Genomic DNA, 20705 nt, shown 5'->3' on the forward strand with positions numbered 1-20705 from the left:
CAACCCCAAGAAAGTTCAAGCCGACACAGGAGGCATGACATGCTGGAATCAATCAAGAAACTCCGTGAACTGACGGGCGCAGGCATGATGGACGTCAAGAAAGCCCTTTCCGACGCCGGGAACGACGAGGAAAAAGCGGTGGCCCTGCTGCGCGAGCGCGGCATCGTGAAGGCCGCCAAGAAAGCCGACCGTGAAGCCAAGGAAGGCCTCGTGCGCTTCGTGGTGGACGGCAACAAGGCCGCCATGGTCGAGGTGAACAGCGAGACGGACTTCGTGGCCCGTAACGACGGCTTCCAGGCCCTGGTGGCCGAACTGGCCCAGGCCGCCCTGAGCGCCGGGACGAGCGACGTCGAAGTGTTCCGCGCCTTCACGCTGCCCAGCGGCGACACCGTGGCGACCGCCGTGGCCGCCGCCGCCGGCAAGATCGGCGAGAACCTGGTCCTGAACCGCGTGGCCTTCATCGAAGGTCAGCAGATCGCCGGGTACGTGCACAGCAACGGCAAGATCGGCGTGCTGGTTGACCTGGAAGGTGGCAACGAGACGCAGGCCAAGGACGTGGCCCTGCACGTCGCCGCCGAGAACCCCCAGTTCCTGAGCCGTGACGAGGTGAACAGCTCCGACATCGAGAAGGAGCGCGAGATCCTCACGAACAAGGCGCTGAACGAGGGCAAGCCCCAGCAGATCGTCGAGAAGATCGTCGAGGGCCAGATCGGCAAGTTCTACTCCGACAAGGTGCTGCCCGAGCAGAACTTCGTGAAGGACAACAGCGTCACCGTCGGGAAGTACCTGGGCGGGGCGACCATCAAGCGTTTCGTGCGCTTCGAAATCGGCGCGTAAATCCCCCTGAGCTTCCGGCCGCAGCTCCACGCGGGCGGGGCCGGAACGTCAGGCCGGATTTCATCGTTGCGCGCGACACAGTACTCCCGGTAGCCGCCCGCGCGTCTGCCGGGAGTATTGTGTTGCCGTTCAGCCACGTTCATTCTTTCCCGGCGCGCTGCGGCGCGGCCAACCCCAAGCGAGGTATGCATGTTCAAGCGCGTTCTGCTCAAACTGTCTGGTGAGTTCCTGGCGGGCGAATCGGGCTTCGGGATCAGCCCCGACACCACCGCGCAGCTGGCCCGGCTGATCACGGGGGCCCTGGAAGGCACCGACGTGGAACTCGCGGTCGTGATCGGCGGCGGGAACCTGTGGCGCGGCGCCCGCAACGGCGAGGGCATGGACCCCGCCACGGCCGATTACATCGGGATGCTGGGCACCGTCATGAACGCCATGGCCCTTCAGGACGCCATGGAGAGCGCCGGGCGGCCCACGCGGGTCATGAGCGCCATTCAGATGGCGGCCGTGGCCGAGCCGTACATCCGCCGCCGAGCCATGCGTCACCTGGAAAAGGGCCGTGTGGTGATCTTCGGCGGCGGGAACGGCGCGCCGTTCTTCACGACCGACACGACCAGCACCCTGCGCGCCCTGGAAATCGGAGCGGACGTGGTCCTGATGGCCAAAAACCGCGTGGACGGCGTGTACGACAGCGACCCCCGCAAAAACAGCGACGCGCGGTTCATCGCGCAGGTCACGCACCGCGAGGTGGTCGAGCAGCGCCTGGAAGTCATGGACGCCACCGCGCTGACGCTGTGCATGGATAAGGGCCTGCCGATCGTGGTGTTCGACCTGTTCCAGGAGGGCAACCTGCGCCGCCTGCTCGAAGGGCAGCGGGTCGGCACGCTGATCCAGACGCCCTGACCTGTCTTCACTGACCTGTCTTCACTGACCTGTCCTCCCTGCCCTGTCCTCCCTGCCCCAGCGCCCCCGGCTCCCCTGCCCCGGCTCCCCTGCCTGCCGCGCCCGGGGGCGGGAGCCAGCTGACCGGACGCCTGCAAGGGGCGGACCCGGCTGCGCTACACTTCCGGCATTCCCTGGGGTCTGACCCCGCCCCCACTCCCCACACCGTTCCGTTTCACTTGACCCCTCAGGAGGCCCTGACCATGGCTGACATGAAAGCAATCCAGGCTGATACGCGCGAGAAGATGACCAAGGCCATCGAGTCCCTCGAGAACAACCTGTCCGTGCTGCGCACGGGCCGCGCCAACCCCGGCATCCTGAAGAAGATCGTCGTGGACTACTACGGCAGCTCCGTGCCGATCGATCAGGTGGCCAGCATCAGCACGCCGGACGCCCGCACGCTGGTCATCACGCCCTGGGACCGGGGCGCGCTGAACCCCATCGAGAAGGCCATCCGCGACAGTGACCTGGGCCTGAACCCCAACAACAAGGGCGACACGATCTTCATCAGCCTGCCCATGCTGACCGAGGAGCGCCGCCGTGACCTTGTGAAGAACGCCAAGAACTACGCCGAGGACGCCCGCATCGCCGTTCGCAACATCCGCAAGCACAGCCTGGATGAAGTGAAGAAGGTCGAGGGCATCGGTGACGACGAGATCAAACGCGGCGAGGCCGAGGTGCAGAAGATCACCGACGAATTCGTGGCGAGGGTGGATCAGACCTTCCAGAAGAAGGAGCAGGAAATCCTCGGGTGAGGACGCCTGAAGCAGGATGTGGGCTGTGGGCCTTGGGGTGTGGTGCCGTCCCCTCCGCCCGCAGCCCACATCCCGTCAGGGTTCCGGAGGCCGCGTGGAGTCGCTGAGCAGCCGCGTCCTGACCAGCGTGGTGGGGTTTGCGATCATCAGCGTGGTCGTGTGGATCGGGTGGTGGGCCATGCTGCCCGCGCTGCTGTTCGTGTCGGTCATGGGGCTGTTCGAGTACATCCGCATGCTCGACCGCAACGACATCGACGTGCGCCGCGTGAGTCTGGGCGTGTTCGCCGTGGCGCTCATCCTGGCGAGCCTGCCCATGTGGCCGCAGACGCCCTGGCCCGGCGGGTCGTGGCGCGAGGCAGTCATGACGGTCGCCGTGGCGTACCTGCTGGTCATCGAGGTCATCCGGCCCGGTGAGCGGCCCCTGGAACGCATCGTGTACTCGGTGTTCGGCCTGCTCTACATTCCCTGGCTGCTGGGGTACTTCCTGATGCTGCGCTACAGCCCGGACGCCGGAGACGGCCTGCTGTACTTCGCGCTGCCGCTGCTGGCGACGTTTGCGGCCGACATCGGCGCGTACTTCATGGGCTACCTGTTCGGTCGGCGCAAGCTGGCACCAGAAGTCAGTCCCGGCAAGACGGTGGAGGGGGCCATCGGCGGGTTGATCGCCAGTTTCGTGATCGTGCTGGCCCTGACGACCGTGACCGGCATCTGGTCCCCCCTGGAGGCGCTGCTGTACTCGATTCTGGTGGCCAGCGCCAGTCAGCTGGGCGACCTGAGCGAGAGCCTGATCAAGCGCTCCCTGAACACCAAGGACAGCGGCAACAGCCTGCCCGGCCACGGCGGGTTCCTGGACCGCATTGACAGCCTGCTGTTCGCGGTGCCCGCCACGTACCTGTTCCTGCATATCAATATCTTCACGCACTGACGCTGGGGGCGGCCGGTATTGGTGGGGCCGCCCTCACCTCTGGTTCACCTCGCCTCCGTCTGGTTGCGGTGCCGCCTGGTTGCGGTCCCGCCTGCCCCGCGAGTGTCTGTGAATCCGCACGGCACGCGGGGCGCTGCACTAGCATGCGGGGTGATGAAGCAGGAGCAGCAGGCACAGAGCACGTCCGGTCGGGTGCAGTCCATCACGGTCCTGGGCAGCACGGGCAGTATCGGCACGCAGGCGCTGGACGTGGCGCGTGGGCGCGGCTGGAGGGTCGCGGCGCTGGCAGCCGGGAGCAACCTGGAACGGCTCGAAGCGCAGGTGCGCGAATTCCGCCCCGGACTGGTGAGCGTGCAGGAGAACGTGCTGGGTGAGGCGCGCGCGCGCCTGTCGGGGCTGGGGGCGCAGGTGATCGCGGACCCGTCCGAGGTGGCCGCGCAGCGTACCGACGTGGTCGTGAACGCCATGAGCGGCCTGATCGGACTGGCCCCGACCCGCGCGGCGCTGGAGGCCGGGCAGGCCGTGGCCCTGGCCACCAAAGAGGCGATGGTCACGGCCGCGCACCTGATGTGGCAGGCGGCGGCCGTGGGCGGCGGGCGGGTCGTGCCGGTGGACAGCGAGCACACGGGCATGTTCCAGTGCCTGACCGGCGAGGACATGGCGGACGTGGCCGAATTGATTCTCACGGCGTCCGGCGGGCCGTTCCGGCTGGGTCCGGACGACCTGAGCGCCGTGACGCCCGCGCAGGCGCTGCGCCACCCGTCCTGGAGCATGGGGCCGAAGGTGACGGTGGACAGCGCCACGCTGCTGAACAAGGGCCTGGAGGTCATGGAGTGCGCCAGCCTGTACGGCCTGCCGCTGTCGCAGGTGGGCGTGGTGGTGCACCCGCAGAGCATCGTGCACGCGGCCGTGCGCTACCGGGACGGCAGCCTGAAAGCGCAGTTCGGGCCGGCGGACATGCGGCTGCCCATCGCGTACGCCATCGACGCCGCGCCGACCGGCATGCAGCGGCCGGGGGACGTGCGGGGCGCGCGGCGTGGCCCGGAGGTCCCCCCGCACGGGTCGTGGCCGCTGCTGGGCGACTGGGAGTTCCGCGCGCCGGACCTGCGGCGCTTCCCGTGCCTGGAACTGGCTTACCGCGCCGGGAACGCCGGCGGACTCGCGCCGGTGGTGCTCAATGCCGCCGACGAGGTCGCCGTGGACGCCTTCCTGGCCGGTCAGATCGGGTTCATGGACATTGCGCGCCTGATCGAGCGGTTGCTGGACGAAACACCGGCCGGTGAGTTGAGCTGGGACTCCCTGGACGTGGCGGACACCTGGGCGCGGGCGCGGGCGCGCGAACTGTGCGCCCAAGGCTTGGGCAACAGCACGGGCAGCGGGGTGCAGGCGTGAACGTGGTGCAGGGCATCACGGCCGCGCTCACGCCGCTGGGTCTGCTGTGGACGGTGCTGATCATCGGCGTGGCGACCTTCCTGCATGAACTGGCGCACTACGCGCTGGCCCGCTGGCAGGGCGTGGCCGTGCACTCGTTCAGCGTGGGCATGGGGCCGGTGCTCCTGCGGCGCCAGTGGCGGGGTACCGAGTGGCGGCTGAGCTTGCTGCCCATCGGCGGGTACGTGGAAATCGACGGCATGGCCCCCGAGGAGGACGCGAGCGGGCAGGTGCGGGCCCCGGTGCGGGGCTTTGCGGCGCTGTCCGCCTGGGGCAAGGTGGCGGTGCTGCTGGCCGGGCCGGTCATGAACCTGTTCCTCGCGGTCCTCCTCATGACTGTGACCTTCACGGCGCAGGGCGTCCCCGCCCCCGACCGCGCCCGCATCGAGGAGGTCGTGGCCGGGTCCACCGCGCAGACCCTGGGCCTGCGGGCCGGGGACGTGATCACCGCCATCGACGGGCAGGACATCCCCGATACCACCCGCGTGGACGGCCGTGACGCCGCCGGCTGGGAAGGCGTACGGGACGTGCTGACCCGGGCCGGGCCGCACACCTTCACGGTCTTGAGCGCCGGGCAGACCCGCGACGTGCGCTTCGACTGGACACCCAGCGTGAACGGCGAGCGGCAACTGCTGGGCATCCGCTACGGCCCGGACGTGCAGGCCACCACGGCGCCCGCCGCGTTCATCCGGGCGTGGCAGGTGACGGGCGAGGCGGTGCCACAGGTTCTGAAAAGCTTCGGCGGGCTGATCCAGCGGTTCCTGACCCTGAACCTGTCGCGGGACGAGAACGTCAGTGGACCCATCGGCACGGCCGAGATCGTCTCACGGGCCGCCGCTCTGAGCCCCTGGGCGCTCGTGCAGATTGCCATCCTGCTGAACCTGTCACTGGCGTTTTTCAACCTGCTGCCCATTCCGGGCCTGGACGGAGGGCGCATCCTGCTGGTGCTGGTCGGGGCCGTGCGCGGTCGCCCGCTGAGTCTGGGTCAGGAACAGGCCATCAACCTCGCGGGCTTCGCGTTCGTGATGCTGCTGATGATGTTCGTGGTCGTGCGGGACGTCAGCCGCTTCTTCTAGGCTGTGGGTGAGAGAGGTGGGCCGTGGGAGATTGCTCCTGCGGCCCACCTTCCTGTCACGGGGTCTCCCCCATCTGGCGTTCCACGCGCTCGCCCACGCCGGTCAGGACCTCATACTCCACGGTGCCTCCCCAGGCGGCCACGTCAGTGACAGTCAGGCCACGCTGCGTCCAGAGGGTGACGCGATCGCCGGGCCGCACACTCAGGCCGGTCACGTCGATCATGAGTTGATCCATGCAGATGCGGCCCAGGACCGGGCGGCGCTGTCCGGCGACGATCACCTCGGCCTGGCCGGTCGCGCTCCGGGGGTAACCGTCGGCGTACCCGATGCCGACCGTGGCGACCGGAGTGTCGCGCGGGGCCTGCCACAGGCCGCCGTAACTGACGGTCTCCCCGGCCGGAACGGTGTGCAGGTGCGTGACGCTGGCCTGCACGGTCATCACCGGGGTCAGCGGGATCTGGGCGCGTAGGTGCGGGGGCGCGAAGCCGTATGCGGCCAGTCCGGGCCGGGCAAGGGCCATGCCCGGCAGGCGGCCCAGGCTCAGGACGGCGCCGCCGTTCGCGGCGTGCGCCAGAACCGGCTGTGGCGTGGGGGGCAGGGCGCCCAACACCGCCCGGAAGCGGCGCAGCTGCTCGTGCGCAGTGGTCAGGTCGGGTTCGTCGGCGCTGGCGAAATGCGTGTACACGCCTTCCAGCAGGCCGCGCCGGGCCAGTTCGAGGCCCACGGCGACCGCCTCCTCGGGACGGGCACCCAGGCGGTTCATGCCAGTCTCGACTTTCAGGTGCGCGCGGGCGTGGGCGGGCAACGCGGCGGCCTCCGCGAGCGACGCGACGGGCAGGCGCACGCCCAGGTCGGCCAGGACCGGCACCTCGGCAGGCGTGGGCGGCGTGAGCAGCAGCACGGGTTTGCCGGTGTTCAGGGCGGCGGCAGCCTGCGCCTCGCGGGGCGTGGCGACCGCGAACCCCCAGACGTCCGGGTGTGCGGCGGCCAGGGGCACAATCAGGTTCAGGCCGTGCCCGTAGGCGTTCGCCTTGACCGGCAGGATCAGTGGCGTGCCGCTGCGGGCGGCGAGGGCGCTCAGGTTGGCGCGCAGGGCGTCGGGATCGATCAGCGCGCGGGCGCGGGCGGCGAGAACGGACATCTACCGAGCATGCTACCCCTGGCGGGCCCTGTGATACGGACTTCCGTATGAACGGGCGCGGCCGCCACAGGGGCAGGGGCGTGTATGATTTTTCGCAGTCATGCCCATGTTCACTGCTGCCCGATCTGTCCGTTTTCGCCCTGCCCTGCTGGCCCTCGGTCTGCTGACCCTGGCAGCCGCGCCCGCCGCCGCGCAGGTGGGCGGCGTGTTGCCCCTGGTGTCGGTCGGTGAGAAGTGGCCGCAGGCGCAGGAGTCGTACGTGATTCGCGTTCCGGCCGCCAGCGCCGGTAAACCCCTGGGGCTGGAGGTGTACTCGCCGACGGTCAACCTCGCGGATTACGTGGACGGCCGCCGGACCGACGGGTACTTCGGAGACGAGCTGTACAAGAAGAACGAGCCGTTCGAGACGACGTTCACGCTGACCGGCCCGAACGGCACGGTCGTCGAGCGCCGCTACGGCCCGAACCGAGAGCACACCTGGGACAGCCTGTTCGCGGGTGGCCTGAGCGCCGGTACCTACACCCTGAAGGTGAGCAGCCGGGGCGACGGTAAGAACTCGTTCGCGCTGCGGGTCGCCGCGCCCTTCGCGCTGGAAACCAGCGATTTCAGTGTGAACGCCCGCAGCACCGACGCGGCCGACCTGCTGGCCGCGACCCTGAATGTCACCAGCGAATGGAACGGCCGCGTGCTGGGCCTGCTGAACTACGACGTGGACGGCGCCAAGGAGGCTGAGCTGTGGGCCGTGCAGCCCAACGGCACGCGCGTGAACCTGACTCCCAGCGAGAACGGCCGCACCGCCACGGACACCTTCAAGATCACGCCGGACCTGCTGGGCGAATGGAAACTGTTCATCCGGGTACTCCCGACGACCAAGCAGTACAGCAACGCCATCCGCTATGCCTTCCGCCTGGATGACAAGCCCATCACGGCCCGCGTGGGCGGCTTCACGCCCCCCGCGAACGCGCAGATCGCCAACCGCCTGATCGTAGACGTGGTGGACCCGCAGGGCCGCCCGATTCCGGGGGCGTCGTACTCGCTGGTCGGGGACGCCGTGGTGCGCCCGGAACTGCCGGCCGGGTACGTGCCGGTCAGCGGCGCGCTGCTCGAAGGCACCGGGAACGTCGTGTCGCCCAGCGAGGTCCGGTACCAGCCGGGCAGTAACCGCATCCGCTTCGTGGCCCGCCCGCCCCAGGGCCAACTGGCGGTGGACGCCGTCGCCCTGTACGGAGACCAGCGCATCCCCCTGACGGGCGTGCCGTTCGCCATCGACGGACGCACCCTGACCACACCCGCCACGGTGCCACTGGCCCCCGGCGATTACCCGGTTGCGCCGACCACCATTCCCGGCAGCACCTTCACGCGCCCCCTGCCGGGCCGGGTCGCTGACGGCGGCACGAACCGCGTGACCATCGAGTACCGCGTGCTGACCGAAGTCACGCTGGTCACGTCGCCCGACATCCTGAACGCCTGCGACGTGACGCAACTGACCGCCACGGCCCGCACGGACTTCCCGTACCGCCTCCCGGCCCGCCTCAAACTCAACCTGCCCACCGGGTGGACGAGCGACTACCCGCTCGAAGTGCCGGGCGAGTTCAGTCAGGGGCAACCCCTGAACCTGAAAGCGCCGGTGCGCGTGTGCCGCAGCGACACCGCCGAGGCCGTGCTGGACCCCATCGACCTGCGCACTACCGGTCAGGCGCGCGTGCGTAACCCCGGCGGCGCGAACGTGACCCGCAACGTGCAGGGCGGCGCACGCGCCAGCCTGCACAAAAGCGTGGAGGCCGGCGCCCAGGGCTACCTCGTGACCCTGGTCCTGAACGTGGACAGCACCCTGGAGAACGTGCGCCTGCTTGACCCGCTGCCCACGGGCGGCGCGCAGCCCGCCGTGCGGGGCGCCCTTCAGGTACAGGGCCCCAGCCTGGCCAACGTCACGCCCCGCGTGGACGGTGACGGAATCGTGCTCCCCCGCGTGATTCCCGGCACGTACACCCTGACGTACACGCTGTTCACCGATCAGCCCGCCGACCGGATCGTGACCACGCCCGGCCTGAGCTGGTAACCCTTGATCTGGTAACACTGAGCCGATATCGCGGACCCGGATTGAACGAGTAAGAAAGCCGTTCAATCCGGGCGGGGGGAGTGGGAGCAGAAACGGGTCCGGACATGGACCTGACAACCCGGCGTTCCTGCTCGCTGTGAACGAGATAGACGGGTACGACATCGCTGCGGCCGACCCGTCCCAGACGGCCCCACGCGCCGCTCTGCGCCAGTGGCCGCCCTCCCGGTGGGGGCCGCTGCAACTTTATGTGGCAGACACCCCCCTGATCGTCCGCTACTCTGGGGCTCATGAAGACGCTCTGGATGGCCGCGCTGGCCTGCGTTCTGGCTGCCTCCGGGGCCGTGGGCGGCCTGCCGGAACCCCAGCCGGGCGCCCTGATGAGCGCCCCGACCACCCTGATCGTGCAGGGGAGGGTGTTGACAGCGCAGGCCAGCGCCTCGCTGTACGGCGGCGGGCTGGGCGTACGCGTGCGGGTGTCCGTGCCGCCCCGTCCAGGCACTCTGCCCCCGGCAGGCACTCCGGCCGGGCCGCTCGGGAGCCTCAGGCTAGACGGCTTGTTCGTCGTGACGGGCCAGGGCACCTGGAAAGCCCCGCTGCGCCCGTCCCCGCCGGCTGGGGGCACCGCCGCCCTGAACGCCGCCGCCTGGAGTGGGAGCGGCAGCCTGCGGCCCGGCGATCACGTGCAGGTCGTGGTGCGGTTGAAAGACCGCCTGGGGCATACCTACTGGCTGCGCGACACCGGCCGGGTCAGCGCCGGCTGAGCCGAGACCGTGTCATACGGAGTCCGGGTTGAATGGTCGTTGCAGCCCATTCAACCCGGACTCCGTATCAGTCTTGCAGGCTGACCACGCCGTCTTTCACGCTCAGGTGATGGTCGGCCTGCGCGGCCAGGTCGCGGTCGTGGGTGATCAGGATGACGGTGCGGCCGGTCGCGGCGGCGCGTTGCAGCAGGCCCAGGACCCGCTCGCCCGTGCGGCTGTCGAGGTTGCCGGTGGGTTCATCGGCCAGCAGGATGGCGGGGTCGTGTGCCAGGGCGCGGGCAACCGCGACGCGCTGCGCCTCGCCGCCCGAAAGCTGGTTGGGCAGGTGATCGGCGCGCGCCTCCAGGCCTACCAGGGCAAGGAGTTTACGGGCGCGGTCCTGCCGCTGGCGCACGGGCATGCCCGCGAGCGTCAGGGGGAACTCGACGTTCTCCTGCGCGCTGAGGATGCTGACAAGGTTGTGGTTCTGGAACACGAATCCGTAGTGGCGCAGGCGGAAGTCGGCGCGGTCCGCTTCGCTCAGGCCTGTCAGGGCGGTGTTCCCGACGAGCACCTGACCGGTGGTGGGTTCGTCGAAGCCTGCCAGGAGGTTCAGCAGGGTGCTTTTGCCGCTGCCGCTCGGGCCGACCACGGCGGTCAGGCCGGGCGGGAAGGTGTGCGTGAAGGGCGCGAGGGCCAGCACCTGCCCGTCTCCGCTGGGGTAGGTGCGCGAGAGGGACTCGGTGCGCAGGCCGGGCAGCGTGGGCGCAGCCTGGGTCGCTGGGCGGGCGGGGTGGGTGGTCATGTCAGATTCTCCCGAGGGCGCCCACGATACTCATGCGCCCGGCGTTCCGGGCGGGGAGCAGGCCCGAGAGCAGCCCCAGCAGCAGGCTAATCGCCAGCGCCAGCAGCACCAGCCTGGGGGTCAGGGCGGCCGCGTCGATCCCGGCGAGTTGCTGGGTGTACAGGTTCACGCCGGCAATCCCGGCGAGGCCGAGCAGCACGCCGCCCACGCCGCCCACCAGCGACAGCAGCAGTGATTCAGTCAGCACCAGGGACCGTACGAATGAAGGCCGCGCCCCGATGGCGCGCAGCGTGCCGAATTCGCGGGTACGTTCAAAGACGCCCATCATGACGGTGTTTGCCACGGCCAGCCCGCCCACGATCAGGGCGATCAGCGAGATGCCGAAGCGCACGGCGTCACTGATGATCAGGGCGCGGTCGATGAAGCTCAGGAAGTCGCTCTGGGTGCCGGCCTCCAGGTCCAGTTTCTCGGAGAGCACGTCGGCCACGCGCCGGGCGTCGCGGGGATTGCGGAGTTTCACGGCGACGAGCGACACGCGGCCCGCCGCGCCCTCGCTGCGTTGCAGGGTGCCGAGCGGAATGAAGATGAAGTTATCCACCAGTCCACTTTCCGGGGCGAGCACGCCGATCACCTTCACCTGATTGCGGCGGTTGAGGTTCAGGGGACTGCCGACCTTCAGCCGCAGGTTCTGCGCGGCCTTCGCCCCCGCGACGGCCACGCCTGCGCCCTCGTCGCCCGGGGTCAGGGATCGGCCCTGCGCGGCGGTGGTGGTGGGAAATACGGCCGCGATGCCCTGCGCGGCGGGCAGGCCGTACAGGACGACGCTCTGCGTGACTTCCAGGCCGCCGCGCACGGCCATGATGACCGGCGTGACCGTCTGAATGCCGAGTTCCGGCGCGAGCGCCTGGATGTCATCGGCGGTTTTCTGCGGCAGGTTCGGTTGCAACGCCAGTCCCTGCGACAGTGGCGTGAGACTGACCTGCACGTCCGGGCCGATCCCGCCGAGCTGCGAGACGAACACCTTGCGGATGCCCTCGCCCAGCGACAGGAAAATCACCATGCTGGCGACCGCGACCGTGATGCCCAGCGTGGTCAGCAGCGTGCGCACGCGGCGGCGGGTCAGGCCCCTCCAGGCGAGTTTCCAGATGTCCGTCCATCGTAATCCTGGCGACTTCATGAGCCGCAGGCTACGCCGCCTGGGCCGCCCGCGTGGGGACGCATGACTACAGTGACTCCCGGGCCGGGCGGTGCGGGCGGGGGTGCGGAGCCCCGGGCGGGCGGCGCGTCCAGAGCCTTCTCTGCGGGAAGCCTCACGCCGCGCCGGTACGCTCTGGGGTATGAAGTCCTCCCGTCCGGTTCTGCTGCGCACGCTGTCCTCCCTGAGCCTCGCGCTCGGAGGGTCGCTGGGCGGCGCACACGCGCAGACGCTGCTGCCCCTGGATTCCCGCCCGGCCACGCGGGTCCTGCCGGCCCTGATCGCGGACCTGCGCGGCGGCGCGGCGCACGTTCCGCCCGCCCCGCTGCTGGGCACCGCGCAGGCGGGCGCGGACCCGGCCGCCCTGCACGCGTGGCTGGGGGCACAACCCACAGACGGCCCGCTGATCGCCGCACTGGACGCCCTGGCCTACGGCGGGCTGGTGCAGTCGCGCACCAGTCCCCTGAGTGCCGCGCAGGCACTGGCCCGGCTGGAACCCCTGCGCACCTGGACGGCCCGCACCGGGCAGCCCGTGTACGCGTTCATCACGCTCCCGCGCGAATCGGACGCCACGGACCGCGAACGCAACCTCGCCGTGATCCGCACCCTGCTGGACTGGGCACGCGCCGGGAGTTTCGCGCAGTTGCACGTCAGCTGGGACGACGCCCTGCCCGGCAGTCCCGCCCCCGCCGAGGGCGCGGCGCTGGCCAAAGAAGCCCCGGCGAACGTGCTGGTGTATCCCGGCGCGGACGAGGTGCTGTCCATGCTGACCGCCCGCGCCCTGGCCCCGCAGCCCGCCACCGTGACCTTCGAGTACAGCGACCCGGCCGCCGCACGGAAGGTCATGAAGTACGAGGGCATTCCCCTGACCCAGAGCGCCGTGAACCACGCGCAGGCCAGCGGCTTCACCGTGCAGGAGGCGGACCAGGGAGGCCGGGCGGACCTGACGGTGTTCGTGTTCAACGGCGGCGACCCCCGCCGCGCCGCCGTGCGCGTCAGCCGCCTGCTGAAGGCCGGGCCGGTCGCGGTGGCCGACGTGGAGAAGGTGAACCTGGGCAACCCGCGCCTGTGGACAGACCTTCAGACGCTGCGCCGCACCGCGAACCTCAAGGCCCTGGCCGCCTGGGGCACGCCCGGTAACAACCTGGGCACGGCCCTGGCGCACGCCAAAGTGGCCCTCGCGCCGGGCGCGGACCCGGTCCGGCAGGACGCCCTGCTGGCCCGCGAGTACGCCAACGACGTGATCTACAGCGCCGACCTGCGCGCCGCCCTGAGAAAGGCTATCCCCGAAGCGCAACTGACAGCACCCGGCACGCAGGACACCCTCCTGAACCTCGCGCGCAACGCCTTCCCGCTGCGCCTGGGCGGCACGTACACCCTCCAGGACGCCACGCTCCCATGGGGCCGCTCGTTCGAGTGGGACTTCACGCTGCGGCCGCAACCGTGACACCGACCCCACCTGTTCCGCCTACCTCGCTCCAGGCGCCGGGGTTCGGCTGGAACGTTGGTAGCGCACCCCAGCACCCGAGGGTCTATCGGAGTAGGTGAGGGACGCGTGGCGGCCAGTTCCACCGCTCCTGGCCTGTGGCCGGAGGGCGTTAACGTCCGTTTGATCGTCCTTTGGTGGGATGCGCTCCTCATGCCGTCCCCTTATGCTCTGTCCATGAGTTTCGTGCGTAAGCCCCGGCCTTACTCGTCGGGCCTGCCTGGAACGCCCCCCCTGCCGTCCGTGCTGCCCGCCCCGGCGCGGCAGGTCCGTCCAGAGCGCCCCCGACTGCCCCGGCCGACGCTGCCCCGTGCGGGCTGGCCGGGCGCGGTGACGGCGCTGGCGGCGCTGGGCGCGGTGCTGGTGCTGCTGGTGGGCCTGTCGGGTCTGTGGAACAGCGCGGCGCGGGACTGGCAGTTCCGGTCGGCGGCGGCCGGCGTGACGGACGTGGTCCGCTGAGCGTGCCGCGCCGGGACGGGTGGAGGGGTGCGTGCTGAGGGGCTGGGGCGGTTGGCGCAATCCGTGGCCGCGCTCGCCGTTCCTGCGCCGCCCCGCGCCGTGGACGCTGCGGCGCGTGGTGCGGGCGGCGCTGGCGTGGGTGGGCGCGGCGACCCTGGGCATGATCGCGCTGGGCGGGGCGGGGGCCATCGGGACCGGGGCGCTGGGGCGGGTGTGGAACCTGCGGGCGGAACTGCGTCCCATCGAGGTCGTGGACCGGCGCGGCGCGCCGCTGGGCGTGATCGACCACTGCCGCGCGGGCAACGCCGTGAACGCCGTGCCGTGCCGCGAGTCCCTGAGCGTGCCGCTGACCGGGGTGAGCGAGGCGTTCCTGCTGGCGTACGTGGCCAAGGAGGACGTGCGCTTCTTCTCGCATATGGGCGTGGACCTGGGCCGGTTGCCCCGCGCCCTGCTGAGCGGCGCGGGCGGCAGCACCATCACCATGCAACTCCTGAAGAACAACGTGCTGGCCGGGCATTTCGATTACGACACGAATCGGCGCGGGCCGCTGCTGACGCTGACCCGCAAGGCCACGGAATTCGTTCTGGCGCCCATCGTCACGTGGCGCTACGGGCGGCGCGAGGTGCTGGCCATGAGCGTGAACAGCCTCCCGTGGATTGGGATCGGTCAGCGAAAGGGCGTGTACGACGCGGCCCGCGCGGTATTCGGCGTGGACCCGGCGGACCTGACGCTGGCGCAGAGTGCGTTCCTGGTGGGCCTGCTGCCTGCACCGGGCCGCTACCTGGTGACGGACTCCACGCCGCCCGGAACGGCCACCGCCCGCTTCCGCTGGATGCGCACGCAGCAACTCGTCACGCTGGAGATTCTGCGTTCTCACGGCCTGATCGCGCAGGGCGAGTACCTAGAGGCGGTCTCCGCGCCGCTGCAACCCCGGTTGTGGCAGGTCGAGTACGCCGGGAGCGGCACGGACCTGCGCGTGGTGCAGGCCACCCGCAATCCCGCGTACACCAACGAGCCGGAGCCCGTGTGGGCCATGCAGGAACTCGTGCGGCGCGAACTGCGCGCGGCGGGCCTGGACCCGAAGAAGGCAGGTCGGATCGTGCTGACGGTCGAGGCGGCCGCGCAGGCCGCCCTGACGCGCCGCGTGACCGGCGAGGGCGCGACCGGCCCCCGCCCGACCGGCGTGGCCGAGGGCGCCGCCATCGTGGACGTGCGGGGCGGCGGGATCGTGGCGCTGGCCAGTTCCACGGGCGGCAACCAGAGCAGCGACGCGGCGCGGCAGTGGGCGGCGAGTGCGCTGCGCCCCGTGGCGAGTACCGTCAAGCCGCTGCTGTACGCCGCCGCGTTCGGGGACGGCGTGACGCAACTGAGCACCTTCACGGATCAGGCGACCCGCTACGGCTCGCAGGCGGTGCGCAACAACAGCGGCACGTTCCTGGGCCGGGCGGTCACCGTGCGCGAGGCGAACGCCCGCAGCCTGAACACCGTGGCCGTGCAGGTCGGCACGCCCCGCGAGCAGACCCTGCGGGCCGTGCTGGACGCCGCCGGGTACCGCGAGGACAGCAGCAACCGCTCCAGCCCGTCGCTGGGCACGTACCGGGCCGCGCCGCTGGACGTGGCGGCCGCGTACGCCAGTTTCGCCAGTGATGGCCTGCTGTGCCGCCCGCACCTGCTGGCCGAGGTGACCGACGTCACCGGGCGCCCGCTGCCGCTGCCCCGCCCGGACTGCCAGCCGCTGTGGGACGAGGTGGTCGCCTACCAGACCTTCGACCTGCTGACCGCCGCTGTCAGCACGGACGCCAGCCACGTTCCGTTCCTGCGGCCCAGTCTGTGGCAGCGCGTGCAGGGGCGCGCCATGCCGCTGGGCGCGAAATCCGGGACGACCGACGACGTGAACGACACCTGGTGCGCGGCCGTCACCCCGCAGTACGCCATGGCCGTGTGGATCGGTGATCCCGAAGGCCGTCAGAGTGTGCCGGTCACGCTGTACCGCGAGCAGACTGCCTGCCGCGAGGTGGGCCTGCTGCGCGAGTTACCCCACGACCGCCGCAGTCTGGACGTGCCGCCCGGCATCACGCGCGTGGCGGGCGCGGCCGTCCCGGTTGCGGGCCTGAACCCCCGAAACCCGGTCCCGGCCGCGCCATGACCACCCTCCCCACCCGGCGACGCCCGGACCCCAGCCCCTGTCCCCCCGGCGGCCCCGCCCGCCCGTCCTCTGGAGTGCCCATGCCTGTAACCCCCGCCCTGCTGTCCGCCCTGTCCATACCCGCACTGTCTATGCCCGCACTGTCTATGTCGGCATTGCCGGTTCCGGCCATGAGCGCCTCGACGCTGCTGGGCCTGTCCACCCCGCCGCTGCACCTGACGGTTGCGGTAGACATGACCGGCAGCAGCAAGAATCCGGCCTTCCGCTACGCGGATCAGGCGCGGCTGCTGGCGCAGAGCGTGATGCTCAATCAGGTGCGCAGCGGCGACACCCTGACCCTGCTGCGCGTGTGTAACGGCGTGCAGACCGTCGCAGACTTCACGTTCAGCTCGAAGAACGGCGCGCGCATGGCCAGGGCGGACATCCTGCGCTACACCACCGCGATCACCCGCCCCTGCACGGGGCGCGGCAGCGCCATCACCGCCGGACTGACCCAGGCCGCCGGGCGCGCCGCGCAGACCGCGAAGATCGGGGACGTGATCGTGCTGTTCACGGACGGCGCGCTGCGCGACGACCCCGGACGCGCCGCGCTGGGCGCAACCACCCGCACGCTGCTGGGCGCCAAGACCACCCGGACGCTGTTCGTGGCGGGCCTGAGCCCGGAAGCCGGGGCGGGCGGCCTGTCGGTGCGCGACTCGTTCGTCAAGGCGCTGGGCGCCTCTGCCAGTGACCGGCGCGTGCTGCTGGCCGGAGCGTACGACCTGGCGAACGTGTACCCGACCTTCGCGGCGGCCGTGAAGGCGGCCCGCCAGTGACCCGCCCGGACGACACCAGCCTCCCGGCCCGGCCCACGCTCACCCCGCCCCTGTCGCGCGTGACCCTCAGCGGCCCGGATCTGGGCACCGTGGACCTGGAATTCGAGGGACAGCCCACCGGCAACGGCGCCGCAGCCGGGGACCTGGAAACCACCCCGACTGACATGCCGCCAGCCGCTCAGGCCGCGCCGGATGACCTACCGGACTTCGACCCGCGCCTGTACGAGGCGGCGCTGCCACGACCGGAACCGCTGAGCGCGGAGTCGTTCCTGCCGGTGCTGCCGCCGGCCCAGTTTGCGGCGCTCCTGGACGACCTGCGCGGCGAACTGAGCCTGATTCCGGACGAGGCGACCCGCGCGGCCCTGCATAGCCGCGCCCGCCTGCTGGCCCTGAACGTCGAGCAGTACCGCGTGAATCACGAGCAGGCGCGCTCGACCCTGACCCGCGTGCTGGCCGAGACGGGCGTGGGCGTGCGCAGCAGCTGGGAGCGGCAGCAGGCACACCTGAACTTCATGAACGCCGCCAGCGGAGCGGTGGAACACGATTACGAGGCCGCGACTGCCGCCATCGAACAGGCCCGCGCCGGGCGCTTCGAGGCGCTGGTCGCCACGGGTGCCCGCCCGGACACCACCGGCGCCGAGGACCTGTACACGCAGCAGGCCGTCATGACCCTGGCCCGCGAGGGTCACGCCATCCGCCCGCCCGAGCAGAAAAGTGGCAGCAAACGCGTGTTCAACGCATTCGCGGTGTTCAGCAAGTTCTTCGTGGGGGTCATCAGCGGCGTGAGTATCAACCTGCTGTTCAACCCGGAGTCCCGGCTGTACCTGACCCTGATCGCCCTGACCGCCGGGGTGATGTTCAGTGTGCTGCTGCTGTGGCTGGTGGACGAACTCGCGTACCGCGCCAAGCTCGCGCCCGGCACGCCCGGCATGGCCCACCCGCGCACGTACACGGCGGGCATCCTGGCCGTCACCGCACTGTACCTGTGCGTGGAAGGCTTCCTGAACTGGGACGGTATCCTGCGCGTCACGGCCGAGATCGCCGCGAACGCCGCGCAGCAGGGCCAGCTGACCGACCTGAGCGCCGCACCCACACCGGACGCCGCGCCGCAGCATTGGTCCCTGCTGACCTTCACGCTGGCCCTGGTCGGCATGGCGGCCGCCGCCGCGCTCATCCAGGGCCGCGAGCGCGCCCGCAACGTACTGGAACGCGAACGCCTCGCGGCGCGCGTGGCGGACCTCAAGGCGCAGGGCACGCTTGAGAGCGCCGCCCGCGCGGTCGATCACGTCACGTACCTCGAACGGGCCCGCGACCGCCTGGCCCCGCCGCGTGACGTGACCAGCCCAGACCACGCCCGCCTGAACGAACGCGTCCTGAGCCACTGGGAGCAGGAACGCGACACGCAGGTGCAGAGCGTCAGTGCCCGCCTGCTGGCCGAAGCTCAGCAGGTGCAAGCCACCCTGGAAGACTTCGCGGCGCAGGTGCAGGACGCCCGCTTTCCCCGGCCGCGCCGGGGCCTACGCGCCCTGCTGGGCTGATCAATACCCGGAGAGTTGCGCCGCAGAGCGAATGGGAGACCAACGGATCAGGACGGTTTCCGTATCGCCCGGCGACCCTCCCTCCGGGTACTGATCGACCGGGTTACTGGCGGGCTTCTTTCAGATCGATCATCCCCGTGAACCGGTCGAAGTCCACGACCAGCTGGTATCTCCCTTCGGGGCCACTGGTCAACACATTCAGTCCCCACTCGCCTTTCGGGCAGACCCGCCCGGCAACCTGCACGCCCTGGGGGTCGAGCAGGCGGACAGTGGCCGTGCCCGCGCTCACCTTGCAGGAGCCGCGCACGCCGATCTGGGCGCGGTCCTCGTAGATGTTCAGGCCGTAGCGGTTCTGGCCGCTGGCGTGCAGCAGGTACGTGGGGGTCAGGGTGACGTACCCGAGGCGCAGCCCGAACGTGAAGTACATCACCGTCAGGGCAAGCGCCAGCGCTATCAGCAGAAACCGCATTGCGCGCACTCTACCCCGCGGCGCCCGGCCCGTGTGCCGCAGCCGCGCCCCCAGGTAGACGGAACCAACCTGCACCCCGGGTGATACGGACTGGTACGGACACGGAGAGCTGCGTCGCAGAGCAAGCATGAGAGACACAGACGGTTGCACCTGCGTACCGGATGACCAGCCGTGTTCCGTCAGAGGTCCATATTAAGTACGTTGAAGCTCACATGGCGCCATGCCGGGAAAGCACCGGAACCTCTCCATTCCCGCTCCAACGTACGTTCTTCTGCTCCGCGCTCCGCGCGGTTTATGGACAAGATCAACGCAGTGTACTTATGACTCCGTATCCGGGGTCTGCGTCTGGGGCCGGTGTCAGCGCGGTGCCCAGGCGGGCGGCGCCGTCGGTCAGTTCGGCCGTGGACAGGGCTGCGAAGCCCAGCAGGACGGCCGGCGGGTGACCACCCTGCGAGAGCGGCGCGACCGGACTGAGTCCCACGCCCTGCCGGGCGGCGCGGGCCAGCACGTCCACTTCCGTCCACGGGGGCGGCAGCGGCAGGTACAGGTGCAGGCCGGACGCGACGGGCAGGACCGGCCAGCCGGGCAGGTGGGTACGCAGCGCGCCCACCAGCACTTCCTGGCGGCTGAAGACGGCCGTGCGGGCGCGGCGCAGGTGGCGTGCGTACGCGCCCGAGGCCAGCACGTCCGCCAGGGCCAGGGCGTCCAGTCGGCCGGGCAGGCGGTCGGTCAGGGGACGGGTGCCGGTCAGGACGCGCAGCACGCCAGGCGGGGCGACCAGGAAACCGCTGCGCGTCACGGGCGCGAGGCTCTTGCTGAACGAGCCGAGCAGGATCACCCGGTCCGGCGCCAGACCCTGCAACACCGGGGGGGGCCGGGAGGTCAGGTGCAGGTCGGCGGCGTAATCGTCTTCCAGGATGAAGGCGTTCGCGGCGGCAGCCCAGGCGATCAGCGCCTGGCGGCGGTCCGCGCCCAGACTGACCGCCGTTGGGTACTGGCAGCCGGGCGTCACGTACGCCAGGGTCGCGCCCGGCGGCAGTGCGTCGGTCCGGAGGCCCCGGTCGTCCACGGGCACACCGGTCACGTCTGCGCCGGTGGCAGCCAGCGCGGCGCGCGCCCCGGCGTAGGTGGGGTCCTCGACGACCGCGAGGCGGCCTGGTTCCAGGAACACGCGGGCCAGGGCGTCCAGCGCCGACTGGGTGCCGCCGGTCAGCATGACCATGTCGGGCGTGACGCGCGCGCCGCGCTGCGCGTTCAGGTACGCGGCCAGCGCGCGCCGCGTCTCGAGCGGCCCGAGGGGATCGTGCGGGTGCGGGTGCGTGACCTGCGCGGCCCGGCGGGCCAGGGCCTGCGTCCAGGCGGCCTCCGGGTACAGGTCCGGGACGGGTCGCCCCACCCGGAAATCCACGGCGTAACGGTCCCCGCCGACCTCCTCGACCTGCCCTTCAAGGGCGCGGATCGCCCAGGCGCTCAGCGGCAGGGGCCGCCCATCCGGCGCAGGGGCGGTCACACCGCCGCCCGGGTGGGCCGTGGTCGCGTGGCCCGGACCACTGTTCACGGGACCAGAGATGACGGGCACACTTATGACCGGCACGCTGATGACCGGCACACTGATCACTGTGCCGCTGCGGCCCCTGGGGCGCACGTACCCCTCGGCGTGCAGTTGCGTCAGGGCGTCGACCAGGGTGTTGCGGGACACGCCCAGCCGCTGCGCGAGGCGGCGGTGGCCGGGCAACCGCGTGCCCTCGGGGAGCAGGCCGCGCGTCACGGCGCCCCGCAGGGTCCGCGCGACCAGGGCGTGGCGGGTCTCGCCGGGGTGCGGATCGCTGAGGGTCAGGGTGTCCAGCCAGCCGTCCGCCAGACCGCCCGTGGCCCCATCCCGGGCGCTG

At 70.8% G+C, this 20705-nt stretch carries 18 protein-coding genes; 13 read left to right on the plus strand and 5 right to left on the minus strand.

All coding sequences use genetic code 11. The features are described from left to right. Window positions 1-39: 39 nt before the first annotated feature. From tsf to QZ271_RS01655, 6 genes are all read left to right on the plus strand, one after another. On the plus strand, window positions 40-837 hold the full coding sequence (tsf, locus tag QZ271_RS01630) for a translation elongation factor Ts (protein WP_291428358.1): 798 nt from the start codon (window positions 40-42) through the stop codon (window positions 835-837). A 189-nt stretch (window positions 838-1026) separates the two neighbouring features. Then, window positions 1027-1737 (plus strand): UMP kinase, encoded by a 711-nt coding sequence (gene pyrH, locus QZ271_RS01635; protein WP_291428360.1) that lies wholly within the window; start codon window positions 1027-1029, stop codon window positions 1735-1737. A 242-nt stretch (window positions 1738-1979) separates the two neighbouring features. Continuing rightward, window positions 1980-2531 carry a ribosome recycling factor gene (frr, locus tag QZ271_RS01640; protein ID WP_291428362.1) on the plus strand — a complete coding sequence of 184 codons (552 nt, stop codon included), beginning with the start codon at window positions 1980-1982 and terminating at the stop codon, window positions 2529-2531. 94 nt (window positions 2532-2625) lie between these two features. Beyond that, complete coding sequence (locus tag QZ271_RS01645) at window positions 2626-3456, plus strand: phosphatidate cytidylyltransferase (protein ID WP_291428364.1); 831 nt, start codon at window positions 2626-2628, stop codon at window positions 3454-3456. 153 nt (window positions 3457-3609) lie between these two features. Continuing rightward, entirely contained in the window at window positions 3610-4848 is a 1239-nt protein-coding gene (dxr, locus tag QZ271_RS01650) for a 1-deoxy-D-xylulose-5-phosphate reductoisomerase (protein ID WP_291428366.1), read from the plus strand. Then, window positions 4845-5963, plus strand: coding sequence for an RIP metalloprotease (locus QZ271_RS01655; RefSeq protein ID WP_291428368.1), 1119 nt, complete (start codon window positions 4845-4847; stop codon window positions 5961-5963). The genes dxr and QZ271_RS01655 overlap by 4 nt, the downstream gene beginning before the upstream one ends. Before the next feature lie 55 nt (window positions 5964-6018). Here QZ271_RS01655 and alr read toward each other — a convergent pair whose 3' ends face one another. Further along, complete coding sequence (gene alr / locus QZ271_RS01660; protein WP_291428370.1) at window positions 6019-7104, minus strand: alanine racemase; 1086 nt, start codon at window positions 7102-7104, stop codon at window positions 6019-6021. 100 nt (window positions 7105-7204) lie between these two features. Between alr and QZ271_RS01665 the strand changes: the two genes are divergently transcribed. Continuing rightward, a complete protein-coding gene (locus QZ271_RS01665; protein ID WP_291428372.1) occupies window positions 7205-9163 on the plus strand; it encodes a hypothetical protein in 1959 nt (652 codons plus the stop codon). Window positions 9164-9450: 287 nt separating this feature from the next. Continuing rightward, window positions 9451-9924, plus strand: a complete 474-nt coding sequence (locus QZ271_RS01670) for a hypothetical protein (RefSeq protein WP_291428374.1) — start codon at window positions 9451-9453, stop codon at window positions 9922-9924. A 67-nt stretch (window positions 9925-9991) separates the two neighbouring features. Here QZ271_RS01670 and QZ271_RS01675 read toward each other — a convergent pair whose 3' ends face one another. Further along, window positions 9992-10708, minus strand: a complete 717-nt coding sequence (locus tag QZ271_RS01675; protein ID WP_291428376.1) for an ABC transporter ATP-binding protein — start codon at window positions 10706-10708, stop codon at window positions 9992-9994. A 1-nt stretch (window position 10709) separates the two neighbouring features. Next, on the minus strand, window positions 10710-11885 hold the full coding sequence (locus tag QZ271_RS01680) for an ABC transporter permease (RefSeq protein ID WP_291428379.1): 1176 nt from the start codon (window positions 11883-11885) through the stop codon (window positions 10710-10712). 160 nt (window positions 11886-12045) lie between these two features. On the opposite strand from QZ271_RS01680, the gene QZ271_RS01685 reads away from it, so the two are divergent. From QZ271_RS01685 to QZ271_RS01705, 5 genes are all read left to right on the plus strand, one after another. Beyond that, window positions 12046-13350 (plus strand): DUF4127 family protein, encoded by a 1305-nt coding sequence (locus QZ271_RS01685; RefSeq protein WP_291428380.1) that lies wholly within the window; start codon window positions 12046-12048, stop codon window positions 13348-13350. A 216-nt stretch (window positions 13351-13566) separates the two neighbouring features. Then, window positions 13567-13848, plus strand: a complete 282-nt coding sequence (locus QZ271_RS01690) for a hypothetical protein (RefSeq protein WP_291428382.1) — start codon at window positions 13567-13569, stop codon at window positions 13846-13848. A gap of 31 nt (window positions 13849-13879) precedes the next feature. Beyond that, window positions 13880-15994 (plus strand): transglycosylase domain-containing protein, encoded by a 2115-nt coding sequence (locus QZ271_RS01695; protein ID WP_291428383.1) that lies wholly within the window; start codon window positions 13880-13882, stop codon window positions 15992-15994. Window positions 15995-16164: 170 nt separating this feature from the next. Continuing rightward, window positions 16165-16809, plus strand: a complete 645-nt coding sequence (locus QZ271_RS01700) for a VWA domain-containing protein (protein WP_291428385.1) — start codon at window positions 16165-16167, stop codon at window positions 16807-16809. Then, the gene (locus QZ271_RS01705) at window positions 16806-18347 is read left to right on the plus strand and encodes a hypothetical protein (RefSeq protein ID WP_291428387.1); all 1542 of its coding nucleotides are present in this window, start codon (window positions 16806-16808) and stop codon (window positions 18345-18347) included. Before QZ271_RS01700 ends, QZ271_RS01705 begins: the two co-directional genes overlap by 4 nt. A 103-nt stretch (window positions 18348-18450) precedes the next feature. On the opposite strand, the gene QZ271_RS01710 is transcribed toward QZ271_RS01705, so the two are convergent. Then, window positions 18451-18816 carry a hypothetical protein gene (locus QZ271_RS01710; RefSeq protein WP_291428389.1) on the minus strand — a complete coding sequence of 122 codons (366 nt, stop codon included), beginning with the start codon at window positions 18814-18816 and terminating at the stop codon, window positions 18451-18453. A 304-nt stretch (window positions 18817-19120) separates the two neighbouring features. Then, complete coding sequence (locus QZ271_RS01715) at window positions 19121-20662, minus strand: PLP-dependent aminotransferase family protein (protein ID WP_291428449.1); 1542 nt, start codon at window positions 20660-20662, stop codon at window positions 19121-19123. Window positions 20663-20705: the final 43 nt, after the last annotated feature.

The sequence above is a fragment of the Deinococcus sp. genome, from assembly GCF_018260555.1.
In the GTDB taxonomy this organism is placed as follows: Bacteria; Deinococcota; Deinococci; order Deinococcales; family Deinococcaceae; genus Deinococcus.